This is a genomic window from Corynebacterium tuingiense (assembly GCF_046718165.1).
Classification (GTDB): Bacteria; Actinomycetota; Actinomycetes; order Mycobacteriales; family Mycobacteriaceae; genus Corynebacterium.
Window position 1 is genome coordinate 1,879,825 of the sequence record NZ_CP177101.1, and the last position, 16,871, is coordinate 1,896,695.

Below are 16,871 nucleotides of genomic sequence, written 5' to 3' on the forward strand. Positions count from 1 at the left end.
CTACCTCCGCGTTAGTCGCTTGTCGAAAATATACGGTTTACCAGCAATTTTTAGGAAACCTAATCTATTTTCTGCCTTTAATACCGTGGCAGAAAACACTAAGAGAGGTGCGCCGGCTTAACACCAACGCACCTCTCGAAATACAGGCTTTAGTTTCCCTTTTTAGCGGAAGGTAGCAAACTTCTTGACCACCCAGCGGCTCAGCACGAGCAGAACGATGCCCAGTGCGATGGAGACGACACCCAAGGAAATAAAGAAGGTGTTTTCTGCACCCGCATCCTCTGGGTTGTAGAAGCTAGCCAGCGAACCGGCAAGCGCGGTACCCATGGCCACGGCCATCATCCACACGGCCATCATGCGCGACGGGAACGCCTCTGGCGCCACCTTGGTGGCCAGGGAGTTACCCACTGGTGACAGCATCAGCTCACCCATGGTGAACAGGAAGAGGATCCAGATAATGACATACATTGGCGTGGAGTTTGCGCCCGAGCCAGAGAACGGCAGGAAGAAAAAGAGCGAAATACCGATGATGATATTGGCCACGCCGAACTTCACCGGCGTGGACCACTGACGGTCACCAAGCTTCGTCCACATAGCTGCGAAGATTGCAGAGAAGATAACGATGAAAATCGGGTTAATGGACTGCACCAATGACGGCGGGATCTCGATACCAAAGATGTGGCGGTCTAGGCGCACATCGGCGTAAATGGTCATCACGGTGAATTGCTGCTGGAAGATACCGAAGAACAGCACACCGGAGATGAACATCGGAATAAAGCCCAAGAGGCGGTTCTTTTCTTTCCGGCTCACCAAATCAGAGGTGTACATCTGAATCCAGAAGTAGACGGCGGCGATCAGGGCAACAGCAGTGACGATATTGGACAGCCACTCCACCTTGATGATTCCGGTACCCAGGCCGATGACCATGACGAGGATGGCGACGACAATCGCACCAAGGCCCATCAGGCGCTGCTTGGAGTCCGCCGGGTTCGGAATGTCATGGCCGGCATCCTTAATGGTGGTCTTACGCATGGCGGTGTACTGGATAAGGCCTAGCGCCATACCGACGGCAGCGATGCCGAAGCCCCAGTGGAAGCCCTTCCAGCCCCACATTGCGGTGGTAAGAAGCGGACCAAAGAGGGCACCAATATTAACGCCCATATAAAAGACGGAAAAGCCGCCGTCACGGCGAGGATCGTCGCGACTATACAGCGAGCCCAGCACCACCGAAGCGGTGGTCTTCACACCACCGGAACCAACGGCGATGAGGATCAGGCCGATAGCCAGGCCTGTTACGGCAGGGATGAAGGCCAAGACGAGGTGTCCAGCCATCACCATGACTGCAGAGTAGAACAGGGTGCGTTCCGCACCGAGGATGCGGTCAGCTACCAACGATGCCAGCAGGCACGCCATGTACACCAAACCGCCGTAGGCACCGACGATCGACGTCGCATCGCCGCGGTCGAGGCCCAAGCCGCCATCGGTAGTTGCGTAGTACATGTACAGCAGCACGATGGACTGCATGCCGTAGAAGCTGAATCGCTCCCACATTTCCACACCGAACAGGTTAGCCAGCCCCCACGGGTGGCCGAAAAATGTACGCTCCCCGCTCGAAGCAGCGGGTGCGGAGGTTCGATCCTCCGCCTCTGGTTCCTTATTTGTCATAACATAATACGACCACTCAGAGGCCTAATTCACAAATCGGCCATTATACGTGAAACATCGCACTATATTAATCTGCCTAACGACCTGCAGATATTTCTCTGAAAGATTCACCCCGTTTGGGGTAGATGTTCGCCCTCCGTTGCTCCCCTGACATACCCCTCATAGGAATATACTGCAGTCACTTATGCGCAAATAATAAAAGCCCTGCGAGCGCTCCTCTCGAAGCGGCCTCGCAGGGCCTCCACTGATGGATTCAGTCCATCAGGACCGTATTAAGAATTGAGCTTGCGGTACTCAAAGACGGTATCGATGATTCCGTATTCCACGGCATCTTCCGCGGTCAGGATCTTATCGCGGTCGGTGTCGATGCGGATTTGCTCGGCCGTACGGCCGGTGTGCTCCGCCAGGGTGTTTTCCATCAAGGTGCGCATACGCTCAATCTCTGCGGCCTGGATTTCCAAGTCCGAGACCTGACCCTGGGTGCCCTGGGTTGCAGGCTGGTGGATCAATACGCGGGAGTTCGGCAGCGCCGCACGCTTGCCCGGAGCACCAGCAGCCAACAGCACTGCGGCAGCAGAAGCCGCCTGGCCCAGGCACACGGTCTGCACGTCTGGGCGCACGTAGCGCATAGTGTCATAAATTGCCATCAAGGCAGTAAAGGAACCACCAGGCGAGTTGATGTACATGGTGATGTCACGGTCCGGATCTTGGCTTTCAAGAACCAACAACTGGGCCATGATGTCATTGGCGGAGGTGTCATCGACCTGTGTACCCAGGAAGATGATGCGCTCTTCAAAGAGCTTGGAGTACGGGTTGGTTTCCTTCGTCCCCTGAGCGGACTGCTCAATAAAGGAAGGCAGTACGTAACGGGAACTTGGCATCTGCGACTTATTCATAATGATTTTCTCCTTATTCCCTAGTTGCTCAGTGGGCCGTTCACGGACTCGATAACGTGGTCAACAATGCCGTAGTCCTTGGCTTGCTGCGCAGTCATCCAGCGGTCGCGGTCAGAGTCCTTGGTGATCTGCTCGAAGGTTTGGCCGGTGTGCTCTGCAATGAGCTCAGCCATCTCGCGCTTGGTCTGGGCGAATTGCTCCGCTTGGATGGCGATATCGGCAGCGGTACCGCCCACACCAGCGGAAGGCTGGTGCATCATGATGCGAGCGTGCGGCAGCGCATAGCGCTTGCCCTTCGTACCACCGGAAAGCAGGAACTGACCCATGGAAGCAGCCAAGCCCATGCCGTAGGTGGAGATATCGCAGGGCGAGTACTTCATCGTGTCATAAATGGCCATGCCCGCGGTCACGGAGCCACCCGGGGAGTTGATGTAGAGCGAAATATCGCGCGTGGGATCCTCTGCGGAAAGCAGCAGGATCTGTGCGCACAACTTATTGGCAATTTCATCGTCTACCTGGGTGCCCAAAAAGATAATGCGCTCGTGCAACAGGCGCTCGTAGACGCTGTCACCCAAGTTCAGGCCGGAGCCTGCCGGGGTGGTCATCTGAAGCTGGTCAGATTTCTTAGACATTCGAAAAGTCTCCTTGAGGACGGTTAATCTCTAATGCCACCACACTACTTAATGTGGCGATAATTGTGGGGTCTGTTCGCTATCAGCGTTTGCACCGATCTTTGTCTGCGTTTTCGACCCGGCGATGAGAAAAGCCCAGCCAGACTTCCTCGTGTATGCGAGGAGTCAAGCTGGGCTTTAAGAAGAGGATTTACTCCGCGTCGGTAGCTTCGTTTTCGTCTTCTTCTACTTCACCGAAGTACTGCTCAACGTCAACGTCGTTGCCCTCTTCATCCTTGACGGTGGTGCGGCAAATGGCGGCAGCCAGTGCCTTGCCGCGGCGTACGTCAGAGAACAGGTTGGCAATCTGGCCGTTGGACTGCAGCTGCTGGATGAACTGGTTCGGGTCCATGCCGTAGGACTGAGCGGTAAACAGGATGTGATCCGAGAGTTCCTGCTGGGAAACTTCCGGCTCTTCCTTTTCTGCCACAGCATCCAAGAAGATCTGCGTGCGCACGGACTCTTCAGCCTGCTCGCGGGTCTGCTTATCAAACTCTTCGCGGGAGGTGCCTTGCGCCTCGAGCAGCTGTGCCAGTGCTTTCTCATCGTGTGCCAGCTGGCCCAGGATCTGGTGCAGCTGGGCGTGAGCCTGCTCGTCGACGACGGACTGAGGCAGTTCAAAGTCGACATCGGCAAGCGCAGCCTTCAAAACCTCATCGCGGATCTGGCCAGCCTGCTCAGCCTTCTTGGACTCCTCGACCTCGGTCTTGGTAGATTCGCGCAGCTCTTCGATAGTGTCGTACTCGGAGGCCATCTGGGCGAACTCATCGTCCATGTCCGGCAGCTTGCGCTCCTTCGTCTGCTGCACGTGGACCTTGAAGGTAGCCTCTTCGTCCTTGTGCTCACCGGACTGAATGGTGGAGGTGAACTCGTTATCCTCGCCGGTCTTCATGCCACGCAGTGCGGTGTCCAGACCCTTGATGAGGTTGTCATCACCGATGGAGTAGGACAGACCTTCGGTGGAAGCATCCTCGATCTTCTCACCGTCTACCTCGGCGGTGATGTCGATGATGGCGTAGTCACCGGTCTTCATCTTGCGCTTGGTGTCCTTCAGCTCACCGAAGCGCTCTGCAAGATCCTCGAGGGCCTTGTCCACGTCTTCTTCGTCGGCCTTGATGGCTGGGACGGTGACGGAGATTTCGGAGAAGTCCGGAACCTCAAACTCAGGGCGAACATCAACCTCGGCGGTAAACTCAACGAAGTCATTGTCCTCGATCTGGGAAATGTCTACGTCCGGCTGGCCGATGACCTTCAGCTCTTCCGACTGAACGGCCTGCTCGTAGCGGGAAGGCAGCATGTCATTGACTACCTGCTCCAGAATCGGGCCGCGGCCGAAGCGAGCGTCGATCAGCTGGCGCGGGGCCTTGCCCTTACGGAAACCTGGAATAGAAACCTGCTGCGCGATTGCCGCGTAAGCTTGATCGATTTCCTGGTCTAGCTCCCCAAACGGAACGTTGACGGTGAGCTTAACGCGGGTATCGCTCAGCTTGTCTACGGTGGTCTTCACGAGTGAATCTCCCTGGCTTCATTGTTTTCTACGTACATAAAGTTAAAGGGGGTCTGAAAAACCTTATTAGGGTATTTTCAGACCCCCATACGTCGGGGCGACAGGATTTGAACCTGCGACCCCCTGCTCCCAAAGCAGGTGCGCTACCAAACTGCGCCACGCCCCGTATGTAGGCCACCAAGTTTCCTTGGCTGCGTTGCATACCTGAGCCAGTTTAGCGTGTTGGTTTTAAATCTCCTAAATCAACCCCCTGTTAAGGGCGTAGCGGCAGGTCAAAGGAATGTTTTCCAGCAGCTTGGCTTAGAAATCAAAGTCAAACATGCCATCAAAGAAACCACCGCCGTCGCCGTCAGATAACCCGTCAAAGAGGCCATCCCCGTCACCGGCGTCGCCCCCTCCGGCATCGCCGCCCATATCTCCGGCGTCCCCGGCGTCTCCGGCATCTCCTGCGTCTCCGCCGCCGTCGGCTCCGTCCATGCCTTCGCCACCCTCGGCGCCGCCCCAATCGCCGTTTTCTGCGGCAGCTGCGGAATAGCCCACGCCGGACATGCCGGCAAACATGGCGTTAAACATCATGGAATACCCCATCATCCACACGCCCGTTTGCAGGGCATCCGCCCACCAAGGGCGGGAGTACCAACCGGCCGGAACGGGGCGCCCGGCCACGGTTCCGCCTGGGTAATAATTCGGGGTTTCCTCGGAGGCGTACGGGGAGGCAGTCAGCTGCTCGCCATTCGCATCCACCGTGCGCTTCTCGGTAACCTTACCGGCGGCGCGCTGGCCTTCTAGCGGCGGCAATTCCGGCCCCGGATTCATATCCATAATCTCGCGGGCAGCATTGACGTAATGCATGCCCTCAAGCGCCGACTCGCGGGCCAAGTTGGCCTGCTTTACCGTGGTGGCCTGCGAAATGGCGGAGTTGGCCGCGGTAAAGCGTTCCGATGCATCAGCCATTGCCTGCTGCGAGGCGGTATCCGTACCGGAGATTTGCATCACCTGGCCACCCAGGCGCTCGATCCACCGACGCGCGTCCGCTTGGGCATCCGCTAACTGCTGCGCCTCTCGCTCCTCTCGGTTCTTTTTCGAGTTGCGCGACGTTAAATACCACGCGCCACCACCGAGTACGATTACAAGAAGTAGGAGTTCCACAACAATCATCGCTTTCTTTACTGGAATTGGTCCTACCTATTTTAACGGCCTACCCACTGCGCGTGTTCCCTATTTTCGTTTTGGGGCGCTCATGCGCTAAAGTAGCCGACAGCGTTCAAGGTAACGCTGTGGGAATGTCGTATAGTGGCTAATACCTCAGCCTTCCAAGCTGAAGACGCGGGTTCGATTCCCGTCATTCCCTCGCTTTAACCCACCGTATGGTGGGTTTTTCCATATCTGCAGCTAGGCTCCTGCTTGCCGATGCCCATCTCCCGCCAAGCGCAGCTATAAATACATCACATTGGGGCGGTGGCCAGAAAAGCGTAATCTGGTGTCCATGACCGTACCTAATATTACTTTGAACGATGGAAATACAATCCCCCAGCTGGGCTTTGGTGTCTTCCAAATGGACCCGGAAAAGACCGAGGAATACGTAGCTGAGGCGCTGCGCGTGGGCTACCGCCACATCGATACCGCAGCCATCTACGGCAATGAAGAAGGCGTGGGCAAGGCCATCGCCAACTCCGGCATCCCGCGCGAGGAGCTTTTCATTACCACCAAGCTGTGGAATGACCGCCACACCGATGCCGCTGCCGCACTGGATGAATCCCTGCAGAAGCTGGGCCTTGACTACGTAGACCTGTACCTCATTCACTGGCCTACCCCGGCCAAGGGCACGTACGTGGAGGCTTGGAAGCAGCTCATTGAACTGCGCAAAGAGGGCAAGGCGAAGTCCATTGGCGTATCCAACTTTGAGCCAGAGCACTTAGATCAGTTGGAAGTACACACTGACGTCGTCCCCGCGATTAACCAGGTGGAGCTGCACCCTTACCTGCAGCGCTGGCGCGAACTGGACGCTGGCCGCGCCCACGGCATCGCCATCGAGGCATGGGGCCCGCTGGGTCAGGGCAAGAGCGATATCTTGGAGGCACCAGAGGTTACTGAAGCCGCCGAGGCGCACGGTGTTTCCCCAGCCCAGGCCATTATCCGCTGGCACCTGCAAAATGGGGTCATCCTCTTCCCTAAGTCCTCGACGCCATCGCGCATTGCAGAAAACTTCGATGTCTTCGGCTTCGAGCTCACGGAAGCAGAGATGGCCGCCATTACCTCTTTGGAGGAAGGCGAAGACGGCCGCGGTGGACATCACCCCAATGACATGAACGACGCCTAATGCGTTTGGTGTAACCACCATATAAAACGCCGCGTGGCCCAAAGGCCCGCGGCGTTCATTTATGTCTGTGCAAGGAACCTGGCGGCTTTAGCGCGGGTCCTTGGGCAGCTCGGGTGGGATATTGGTGCGCTCGTATTCTGCGAGGATATCGATGCGGCGCTGGTGACGGTCGGCGCGGGACCATTCTTGATCCAAGAAGGCATCCACAATTTCTAGGGCCTCTTCTTGCGAATGCATGCGCCCACCGATGCCGATGAGCTGCGCATTATTGTGCTCGCGGGCCAGGCGCGCGGTCTCCGGCGACCACGCCAGCGCGCAGCGCGCGCCCTTGACCTTATTGGCAGCAATCTGCTCGCCATTTCCGGATCCGCCCAGCACGATTCCCAGGGAACCTGGATCGTTGACGGTACATAGGGCCGCCTCAATGCAGAATGCGGGGTAGTCATCCTCGGCGTCATAGGTATGAGCGCCGCAGTCGATAACGTCATGGCCTTGTTTGGTGAGGTGTTCAGAAATCAGGTTTTTGGTCTCAAAACCTGCGTGGTCAGCTCCAAGATATACGCGCATAACCCCCACAATACCGGCACCGCCGCCTTCTAGGCACCACTTTGCATAACCTATTTCGCTCATAGCCCGGCGCTGTTAAACTAAAGCGCAGACTACGTGCTGCACAGAAAGGCTAAAACATGAGCCCTCGCGTCCTCGCACTCTACGGCAGCATCCTTGCCATCGCGGTGCTATTATTTGCGGCAAATATTTTCTTAACCAATAAGAACTACCTCGTGCCGCTTATCCATACCGTACTTTTCACTGTCACCCACCTTGCTCTTGGGCTGTGGTGGCTGAATCAGCGGGTGCTAAAGAAAAATCGCCTCGGCGGTTTGGCCGCAGTGATTGGGATCTTATCCCTACTCACCGCGGCATCATGGGCCACGTGGGTGGCCGCCGCTTGGTCAGAATTTCAAGCGCAAACGGCCCTGCCCATCATCAATATCGCCGGGGTGCCAGCGTTTTTACTCACGCCGGTGATCGCTGGTTGTTGCCTCGCCGCCGCCGTGCGCCGCAAGCACAGCCAGCAGCGCTCATAACTAGTTTTCTTCTACCTGCGGCATCTCCGTGCGGGAGCGCTTGAGCTCGAAGAAGTAAGGGAACTGGGCTAGGCGCACGGAGGCATCGAAAAGCTCGCCGGCTTCCTCACCCTTGGGAACGCGGGTAATAACCGGGCCAAAGAAGGCGGTATCGCCCAGCTTAATAACCGGGGTTCCTACCTCATCGCCCACGGAAGAAATGCCGTTGTGGTGGTACTCGCGCAGCTTCTCGTCGTATTCCTCGGTGTGTGCCACCTCCGCAAAGTCTGCGGGGAGGCCAACCTGCTCTAATGCCTGGGCGATGATCTCGTCATAGCCGCCATCGCCCTTCTTTCCGCCGTTGCCCTTGGCGTGGATCAGGGTGCCCATGGCGGTATAAAGCTCATCAACCTTTTCTGGCTGCTCGGTCTTAACCTTGGCGAATACGCGGGCAGGGCCCCAGTTGGCCTCCATCATTTCCATGTATTCGGGATCAAGATCGCGGCCATCATTAAGCACCGACAGGGACATCGGCTCGAATTCCACGGCAATATCGCGGACCTTTTCTACCTCTTTGATCCAGCGGGACGTTGCCCATGCAAACGGGCAGGAAGCGTCGAACCAAAACTTAACTGGGGTAGTCATTATTCCTCCTTGAAATAAGTGCAGTTTGCCCCACCACTGTAAACGCGCTGCTAACCTTGATGCATCACTATTTTCGTTAGCAAAGGAGAATCTAGGCAATGACCTCTGTAAACCTCACGTGGGAGGAAGCAAAAAATCGCTCCCAGATGCTCAAGGTTGACCATTACGATGTCGCTTTAGACCTTAAGCATTCCGATACCCACTTCCTGTCCACCACCACGGTGCGCTTTAGCACCCAGGAGGCCGGTTCTACCTTCATCGATCTGCGCGCGGACAAGCTGCACGAGGTACGCCTGAACGGAAACCCGCTGCCCACGCAGTCCTATGACCCCACCTACGGCATTCCCCTCTCCGGGCTGCAGGTAGCGGACTACACGCTCGAGGTCACCGCGGAAATCCCCTTCTCCCGTACCGGCGAGGGCCTGCACCGCTTCGTGGATCCCGCCGATAACGAGGTCTACCTCTACACCCAGTTTGAAACTGCCGATGCCAAGCGCGTCTTTGCCTGCTTCGACCAGCCGGATCTGAAGGCCACCTACTCCCTGCACTTTAAGGCCCCAGAGGAGTGGACCATTATCACCAATGGCCCGGTCACCCGCGAGGGAGATACCTCCCATTCTGAGATCGACTATCCGCTGTCGACCTACCTGGTTGCCCTGTGCGCCGGCCCCTACCACGAGGTCACCGATACCTGGCACGGCGAGCTGACCGAGCACCCCGAGGGCAAGCCGGCGCAAAAGCTCGAGGTTCCACTCGGTATTTATTGCCGCGCTTCGCTGGCAGATTCCCTCGATGCCGAACGCCTCTTTACTGAGACCAAGCAGGGCTTCGACTTCTACCACCGCAACTTCGGCTTCCCCTACCCCTTTGGCAAGTATGACCAGATTTTCGTCCCCGAGTTCAACGCCGGCGCGATGGAAAACGCCGGTTGCGTGACCCTCCGCGATGAATACGTCTTTACCTCGCAGGCCACGCACTACAAGTATGAGCTCCGCGCCGATACCATCCTGCACGAACTCGCCCACATGTGGTTCGGTGACTTGGTGACCATGCAGTGGTGGAATGACCTATGGCTCAACGAGTCCTTTGCCACTTGGTCCGCGGCCATCTCGCAGGCGGAAGAAACCGAATACGATACCGCCTGGGTCACCTTCGTCAACGGGGAAAAGTCCTGGGCCTACCAACAGGATCAGCTGCCTACTACCCACCCCATTTCCACCGATGCCAGCGATATCGAAACCGTGGAGCAAAACTTCGACGGCATTACTTATGCCAAGGGCGCCTCGGTGCTCAAGCAGCTGCAGGCTTATGTCGGCCGCGAGAACTTCCTCGCCGGCGTACGCCGCCACTTCGCCGCCCACGCGTGGGGCAACGCCACCTTCGACGATCTGCTGCGTCACCTCGAGGAGGCATCCGGGCGCGATCTGTCCTTCTGGGCGCAACAGTGGCTTAAGACCACCGGCATCAATACCTTGGCGGTTGCCACGGAGGCCGACGATGATGGCACCATCACCCAGGCGCACCTCACCCAGCGCGGCGATACCCTGCGCACCCACCGCGTGGCGGTGGGCCTGTACGGCGCGCAGGACGGCAAGGTCGTGCGTACCGAGCGCTTCGAGATGGATGTCGATGGCAAGGCCACCGAGATTCCAGAATTGGTCGGCCGCAACCTGAATGACATCGACTTCATCCTGCCCAACGATGACGATCTGACCTACTGCCTCATCGATCTGGATGCAGGCTCCCTGCAATTCCTGCTCGATAATATCGAGAAGTTCTCCGACCCCATGGCCCGCACCCTGTGCTGGTCCACCGCTTGGGAGATGACCCGCGCCGGCACCATGCGCGCCCGCGACTTCATCCGCCTGGTGGCACGTGGCATGAAGGCGGAAACCGAACTCGCAGTCCTCGAGCGCATCGTCTCGCAGGCCTCCTCCGCGCTGAAGAACTATGCCGATCCTGCTTGGGCGGAAGACAGCACGGTTTTGGCGCAGGCGCTTGTTGATGGCGCCCGGAGCACCGATGCGCAGCGTTCCATCATCTGCACGCAGGCCCTGTCTCGGATTCGGCTGCACGAGCCGGCCCGGGACTACCTGCACGATCTCCTCGCGGATTCTGATGATGCCGGACTGCGCTGGTCCGCCGTCGCAGCGCTTGCTGCCGCGGGTGCGCTTGCTGATGCCGATGCCGCCATTGCCGCCCAGCTCAAGCGCGATAATTCCGCTACCGGCTACTACTCTTCCCTGCGCGCCCGCGCCGCGATTGCTACTGCGGACAATAAGCGCGCGGTATGGGAAGAAATCGTCGCCGGCGACCTCACCAACCGCGAGCTCACCTCCAAGCTGGAAGGGCTAAATTACCCGCACTCCGATGATCTCTTGCCCACCGCGGAATTCTTCGAGGTGGCCGAAAGGATCTGGGATTCCCAATCCTCCGAGGTGGGCCTGACCACCGTCACCGGATTGTTCCCGTCCTGGGATATCACCCAGGAGGGCCTCGATCGCGCAGATGCTTTCCTGCAGAAGGATCTGGCAAGCGGCCTGCGCCGCACGATCACCGAGCAGCGCGACCGCGTGGCCCGTGCCCTACGCAACCGCGAGGTCGACGCCAACTAGGTGCCTAGTTCTTGCGGAGATTCAGTTCAATGCGCGGGCGCACCTGGATCTCCGTGAGCTGGGTCGTGGGCCCAGCCTCCACGACGGTGCGGATGGCGCGCGCCACCTCTACGGGTGCAATAACCTCGTTCGGGTTGTAGTCCTGCAGGCCCTCCAGCATCGGGGTATCGGTGGGGCCTGGCGCCACGGAGGAGACGCGGATGCCGGGCTCGGAGATACGCAGGGCATCGGCAAGCGCATACAGCGCGTGCTTCGTTGCTGCATAGACCACGTTATCGCCGTAGCTCTTGCGCCCCGCCCCCGAGTTGATGAAGACGGCGGTGCCCTCTGCCTTGCGCAGCTGCGGCAAGAGCGCGCGGGTGACCTCCGCCGGCGCGTGGACGTTGAGGTCCATGTGTGCGCGCCAATCTTGCGGGGTAGCCTCTTCCACCGAGAACTTCTTGGCGCGCGCCGTGCCGTGCACGAGGACATCGACCCGCTCTAGCTCGGGCAGCTGCATGCCCTCGTCTAAGCCGGCGACCAAGTCGCTGGCAACCGGCGTGATATTCGCGGCCTCTGGCAGCTCATCGGCGCTGCGGCCCAGCGCATATACGTGGTAGTCACGGGCGAGGTCCTTGATGATCTCGCGCCCCATGCCACCGGTGGCACCGGTAACGACGGCGATTTTCTCTGGCACATTCGTGGTATCAGTCATGCCACCCCATCATAGGCAAAATGCTGCATCCCCGACGCGACACCGCAGTGTCCTCTACCTACCGATAACGCTCCGGAACATTGGCCTGGCCCAAGGTGAGCATAAGGCGATTAGCCCAGTTGAAAAAGGAGGATGCATAAATGATATCCACGATGGACTGATCGTCGAATCCGGAATCGCGCAGCTCAGCGCAGAGTTTAGCGTCAAAGCTTATCGGCGATGACGTCAGCGCCAGAGCAGCGCGGCGAATAAGATCCCATTCTAGAGAACCGAGATCCGCCGTGATGCCCTCTGCAAGTAGGCGATCCACGATTTCCCTCTCCCCGCCTTCTTTCACGCACCGCGCCTGGTGCACGGATGCGCAGTAAACGCACCCATTGAAACGCGAAACAACGGTAGCGGCTAGTTCCCTATCCGCGCGTGATAGTCCTCCCTCAGTGTTGTAGAAAATATCCAAGTCCGTCAGGGTACGCGCCTTCAGGGCGGCGGGATCTCGGGCGAGAACGCGGAAGTACTCGGAGTCAATGCGCTCGGGCTTAATGAGCGCATCCATATGCGCCGGGGTGAAGTCCTCTTTGGGAAGTGGCGCCACCCACGGCAGCCAACCGAGTGAGTGATTAACAAAATGATCTGGGATAACCCCGTCGGGCTGAAGAGTATTCTCGGTCGCCTCCCAGTCAGGCTGGACTCCGCCGGTAGCACGGCGCGCTTCCGAGACAGTGGGAACCTGCCCCGAAAGCACGCTCAACCCGTGAGCTACGCGGAGTTGAAATGCGAGGAAAGAAACGAGCTGGGAAAGGCTCACGATATCGGTGGCAGACCACCCAGCGGCATCGAGATGACCAAGTGCCTGCGGGGACGCGTCCTTGGGGTGGAAAGTCAAGAGATGCGCCCATTCACATGCAGCGGATAAGCGCTTCCCTAATGCTCCTTCGGAGTCTTGGGCTTCCCCAGCAGCGTTTTCGCCGAAGACGAGAAAATCCGCGTCTTGGTACGGCCCTGTCGATGCCCCGCGTCGGGCCGCGGCGCGAACTGCGGCTACAAGGGGCTCGCTTGCTTCATCGCTGAGTAGGTCGAAATAGAATTCCGCCGCGGGCGCATGAGTGATGGCCGCGGTAAAGGCAGCAATCGCGTAGCGTTCGGCATAAGAAAAGGTGCCAGGGTCTTCCGGTTCGAGCAACGCAGTAAAACTTAACTGGGCATTGTCTTGGGCTTGCGGGCGTGCTGTGCGCAGGCGCTGTACTTCTTGGGAAGCACCGGAGAGTTCGTTGATAATATCTACCATCGGTGTCACCTTTCTATCGATATGATTAAAGCGAATGGAGGGGCTTAGTTGGACTTGGACTACAGCCCTAAGTTTAGGTCGCCCGCGCGGTAGCGTGAGCCGGGAATGGCCGCGATAAGTTCACGGGTATAGGCCGTTTCCGGATGCGCAAAGACCTCTGCGGTGCGGCCCGATTCCACCTGCTGCCCATGGGACAAGACAGATACCGTATCCGAAATCTGATTGACCACGGCCAAATCGTGCGAAATAAAGATATACGTCAAATCTAGTTCTTGTTGCAGTTCATCCAGCAGACGAAGGATCTGCGCTTGCACGGTAACGTCAAGCGCCGAGACGGCCTCATCGAGCACTACCAGCTCCGGCTCGACGATCATCGCACGGGCGATAGCTACGCGTTGTCGCTGCCCGCCGGATAGTTCCTTCGGCTTGCGGCCTGCCATCGCCGAATCAAGAGCAACCAAATCCAAGAACTTCTGTGCCTTTTTATTAGCATCGCGCCGCGAAGCTCGCGTGAAGTTCCGGACCGGCTCAGCGATCGTTTCCCCAATACTCAGACGCGGATCGAGCGAACTAAATGGGTTTTGGTACACCAGTTGAATCTTTTGCCGCAGTTCCCGCAGGCGCTTTCCCTTCACATCCGTCAATTCCTCACCCGAGAGCCGAATGGTTCCTTCGGTGGGCCGAGAAAAAAGGGAAATGGCACGACCGGTGGTGGTTTTACCTGAACCTGACTCGCCTACAAGGGCGTGGGTAGTGCCTCGCGCAACCGTAAAACTTATATCGCGCACGGCATTAAAATCCCCGAACCGTTTGCTCACCCCTTCCACTTCCAATAAAGGCGTGGCCCCTTCGGTTGCGGTGCGGCGAGTAAGGGTGGGAGTGGACAATGAGGGGGCATCGGCAAGCAGGCGCTTTGAGTACTCATGCTGGGGCGCGGTTAACACATTGGCGGCCACTCCAGACTCGCGCACATGGCCCTTTTCCATCACCACGATGGAGTTAGCGCGATCCCCGGCCACGGCAAGATCGTGGGTAATAAACAATATGCCCATAGTTAGTTCATCGCGCATATCATCTAGCAAATCCAGAATGATCTTCTGCACGGTGACATCGAGCGCCGAGGTGGGCTCGTCTGCAATGATAAGTTCCGGTTCCAATGCTACGGCCGCGGCAATCAACGCGCGCTGCTTCATGCCTCCGGAAAGTTCATGGGGGTACTGGCCGTAGCGGCGCTCAGGATCATCAATGCCGACGCGTTCCAAGAGCTCCGCCGCGCGCTGCCGGCGAGAGTGCTTAGAGCCCTGCGAACGCACGGCCATGCCTTCTTCCACCGCGGCACCGATGGTTTTTAGGGGATTCAGGGAATTATTGGGATCCTGCGGGATCAAAGCGATGCGTCGACCACGCAATTCACGCCATTGTTTCTGCGAATATTGCGTGACATCGCGGCCATCGAAAGAAATAGAACCGGATACGATGGAGGCATTTTCCGGCAACAGACCGATGGCTGCCATTGCGGAGGTGGACTTACCGGAACCAGATTCACCGACAATGGCGGTCATTTCACCAGCGTTTACTTCAAGGTTAATGCCGCTAGCGGCCTGAAACTCGCCTTTGTCTGTGCGATAGGTAATGGACAGATCTTTTACGCTTAGAAGAGACATTAGGCAGCCTTTCGCAGTGTCTGGCTTAAGTGATTAGCCGCAAGTACAACGGCGACGATGACGGCGCCGGGGGCTAGGGTTAGCCAGCCGGCAGTGGCGATATAGTCACGCGATTCCGAAATCAATAGTCCCCATTCCGGCGTAGGTGGCGGAGTGCCATAACCCAAAAATCCCAGGGTGGCCAACTGCAAAATGGCCAGGCCAAATTGCAATGCAGCGACAGCAAAAACTGCGGTCAAGGAGTTAGGCAAAATATGGCGAGTAAGCACTTGAAAAGGCGTGCCACCCGAGCCATAGGCCGCCTCCACAAAGTCTGATTCGGCAACGCTTAATACCTGCGAGCGGGCCAAGCGGGCAAAAGTGGCAACAGAAGTAATACCGACAGCAATCGCGGCGTTAAAGGTGCCATGCCCCAAGACAATGATGACAGATAGTGATAGCAGCAGGCCCGGAATGGATAGGAGCACATCCACAACGCGCATAATGACCGCATCCACCCAGCCTTTCTGTACGCCGGCGATAATGCCAAGCACCGTGCCTACGGTAAGACCGAAGAGCACCGCGATGAGGGCACCGAGCAAGGATTGGCGTGCGCCGTAGATGACGCGAGTATAGAGATCGCGTCCTACGGCATCCGTCCCAAACCAGTGCTGCGAGCTGGGAGCTAATAATGCCTGTGTATCACCGCCCTGGTTAGGATCTTGGGAGGCAAAAAGGTGCGGGAATAGCGCGCATACCACGGCGAAAGCCAATACCACCACGGAAATTACGGAGCCGGGAGAGGTCAGGAGTTTCTTCGTCTTCAGATTCATGCTTGAGCCTTCTTTTCATCCGCTTTACGGGCCGCGTGTTGCACCCCGACGTGGTGAGTGGCATGCGACGTTGCGACGGAAGTGGCACTACCCTTATCCCGGTCACGCAGGCGAACGTCGAGAACTGGGTAAAGCAAGTCCACTACAAGGTTGATGAGGACAAATATGGCAGCCGCCAGTACCACAATGGCGAGTAGCACCGAGGTATCGCGGTTTGCTACGGCATCCACGGTCAGCGCACCGATACCGTGGCGCGCGAAGACGGCCTCCGTCACCACAGAACCGCCCACTAGCTCGCCGAAGGTTAGACCAGCCATGGTAAGCGCCGGCAGGATGGCGTTGCGCAGGACGTTGCGCCACAACAGCCAGGCTTCGCTGGCCCCCTTTGCGCGTACTACCTGTACAAAGGACATATCCATCACCTCATCGATAGAGCGCATGAGCACTTGGGCCAACGGCGCGGAGACGAAAAGCCCCAAGGTAATAACCGGTAAGACAAGTCCCTGCGCTGTAGAAGCACCGATGACTGGAACCCACCCCAGCGCGAAGGAAAATACTTGGATCAAGATGATGCCCACCCAAAACGTTGGGGCCGAAACCAGTACGGAAGGCAGGCCACGAAAGAAACCGCGCAACCACACGAGCGGACCAAAGGTAGCGGCAATGGCGATGACAAAGGCCAGAACCACCCCAAATAGGAAGGCAAGCAGCGCGAGGGCGAGGGTAGACGGCAGGGCATCAGCAAGCATGTCTGCCACTGGCGTACCAGTGGCCACGGAAAAGCCGAAGTCACCGGTGATAAACCCGCCTAGAGCATTCATATAACGGTTAACTAGCGGCTCATCGGCCCCATACACCTCTCGAATGGTGGCTAGCTGCTCAGGTGTAAGCCCCAAGTTGGGGTTGTCGTAGCGAGAGGCAACGGCATCTCCAGGAAGTGCTGTAAGCAGGATAAATGCCACCGTAAACGTGGCCCAGATGACCACAATGGCTTGGCCTATTCGCAGCACAATCGATGTTGGACTCATGT

The 16,871-nt window shown here is 57.8% G+C and carries 15 protein-coding genes and 2 tRNA genes; 4 read left to right on the plus strand and 13 right to left on the minus strand.

Annotation, left to right across the window (positions count from 1 at the left end):
- Positions 1-162 precede the first annotated feature (162 nt).
- From ACLI1T_RS08940 to ACLI1T_RS08965, 6 genes are all read right to left on the minus strand, one after another.
- The gene (locus ACLI1T_RS08940) at positions 163-1,665 is read right to left on the minus strand and encodes a peptide MFS transporter (protein ID WP_349852841.1); all 1,503 of its coding nucleotides are present in this window, start codon (positions 1,663-1,665) and stop codon (positions 163-165) included.
- A gap of 272 nt (positions 1,666-1,937) precedes the next feature.
- Positions 1,938-2,564: an ATP-dependent Clp protease proteolytic subunit gene (locus tag ACLI1T_RS08945; RefSeq protein ID WP_198010484.1), complete on the minus strand. Its 627-nt coding sequence runs from the start codon at positions 2,562-2,564 to the stop codon at positions 1,938-1,940.
- Positions 2,565-2,581: 17 nt separating this feature from the next.
- On the minus strand, positions 2,582-3,193 hold the full coding sequence (locus ACLI1T_RS08950) for an ATP-dependent Clp protease proteolytic subunit (protein WP_023023580.1): 612 nt from the start codon (positions 3,191-3,193) through the stop codon (positions 2,582-2,584).
- 190 nt (positions 3,194-3,383) lie between these two features.
- Positions 3,384-4,739, minus strand: a complete 1,356-nt coding sequence (gene tig / locus ACLI1T_RS08955; protein WP_411702468.1) for a trigger factor — start codon at positions 4,737-4,739, stop codon at positions 3,384-3,386.
- 92 nt (positions 4,740-4,831) lie between these two features.
- A tRNA-Pro gene (locus ACLI1T_RS08960) sits at positions 4,832-4,905 on the minus strand.
- Between the two features lie 134 nt (positions 4,906-5,039).
- On the minus strand, positions 5,040-5,897 hold the full coding sequence (locus ACLI1T_RS08965; RefSeq protein WP_411702469.1) for a DUF1542 domain-containing protein: 858 nt from the start codon (positions 5,895-5,897) through the stop codon (positions 5,040-5,042).
- A 121-nt stretch (positions 5,898-6,018) separates the two neighbouring features.
- Between ACLI1T_RS08965 and ACLI1T_RS08970 the strand changes: the two genes are divergently transcribed.
- Both ACLI1T_RS08970 and ACLI1T_RS08975 read left to right on the plus strand, forming a co-directional pair.
- Positions 6,019-6,090: transfer RNA gene (locus tag ACLI1T_RS08970), tRNA-Gly, on the plus strand.
- Between the two features lie 135 nt (positions 6,091-6,225).
- A complete protein-coding gene (locus ACLI1T_RS08975) occupies positions 6,226-7,059 on the plus strand; it encodes an aldo/keto reductase (RefSeq protein WP_023017069.1) in 834 nt (277 codons plus the stop codon).
- Between the two features lie 87 nt (positions 7,060-7,146).
- Here the strand turns inward: ACLI1T_RS08975 and ACLI1T_RS08980 are convergent, their stop codons facing one another.
- Positions 7,147-7,626 (minus strand): ribose-5-phosphate isomerase, encoded by a 480-nt coding sequence (locus ACLI1T_RS08980; protein WP_023029160.1) that lies wholly within the window; start codon positions 7,624-7,626, stop codon positions 7,147-7,149.
- A gap of 119 nt (positions 7,627-7,745) precedes the next feature.
- Here ACLI1T_RS08980 and ACLI1T_RS08985 point away from each other — a divergent pair, with 119 nt between their 5' ends.
- Positions 7,746-8,147 (plus strand): hypothetical protein, encoded by a 402-nt coding sequence (locus ACLI1T_RS08985; protein WP_411702470.1) that lies wholly within the window; start codon positions 7,746-7,748, stop codon positions 8,145-8,147.
- On the opposite strand, the gene ACLI1T_RS08990 is transcribed toward ACLI1T_RS08985, so the two are convergent.
- Positions 8,148-8,771: a disulfide bond formation protein DsbA gene (locus tag ACLI1T_RS08990; protein ID WP_411702471.1), complete on the minus strand. Its 624-nt coding sequence runs from the start codon at positions 8,769-8,771 to the stop codon at positions 8,148-8,150. It abuts the gene before it with no gap.
- A gap of 98 nt (positions 8,772-8,869) precedes the next feature.
- On the opposite strand from ACLI1T_RS08990, the gene pepN reads away from it, so the two are divergent.
- Positions 8,870-11,386, plus strand: coding sequence for an aminopeptidase N (pepN, locus tag ACLI1T_RS08995; protein ID WP_411702472.1), 2,517 nt, complete (start codon positions 8,870-8,872; stop codon positions 11,384-11,386).
- Between the two features lie 4 nt (positions 11,387-11,390).
- Here pepN and ACLI1T_RS09000 read toward each other — a convergent pair whose 3' ends face one another.
- Genes ACLI1T_RS09000 through ACLI1T_RS09020 form a run of 5 tightly spaced genes read right to left on the minus strand, consistent with a single transcriptional unit; the run spans position 11,391 to position 16,869 of the window.
- Positions 11,391-12,080 (minus strand): SDR family oxidoreductase, encoded by a 690-nt coding sequence (locus tag ACLI1T_RS09000; protein WP_411702473.1) that lies wholly within the window; start codon positions 12,078-12,080, stop codon positions 11,391-11,393.
- A 58-nt stretch (positions 12,081-12,138) separates the two neighbouring features.
- Entirely contained in the window at positions 12,139-13,365 is a 1,227-nt protein-coding gene (locus ACLI1T_RS09005; protein WP_411702474.1) for an alkylhydroperoxidase domain protein, read from the minus strand.
- A gap of 59 nt (positions 13,366-13,424) precedes the next feature.
- Positions 13,425-15,029, minus strand: coding sequence for a dipeptide ABC transporter ATP-binding protein (locus ACLI1T_RS09010; RefSeq protein ID WP_411702475.1), 1,605 nt, complete (start codon positions 15,027-15,029; stop codon positions 13,425-13,427).
- Positions 15,029-15,841: an ABC transporter permease gene (locus tag ACLI1T_RS09015; protein ID WP_284852546.1), complete on the minus strand. Its 813-nt coding sequence runs from the start codon at positions 15,839-15,841 to the stop codon at positions 15,029-15,031. The genes ACLI1T_RS09010 and ACLI1T_RS09015 overlap by 1 nt, the downstream gene beginning before the upstream one ends.
- Positions 15,838-16,869: an ABC transporter permease gene (locus ACLI1T_RS09020; protein WP_411702476.1), complete on the minus strand. Its 1,032-nt coding sequence runs from the start codon at positions 16,867-16,869 to the stop codon at positions 15,838-15,840. Before ACLI1T_RS09020 ends, ACLI1T_RS09015 begins: the two co-directional genes overlap by 4 nt.
- Positions 16,870-16,871: the final 2 nt, after the last annotated feature.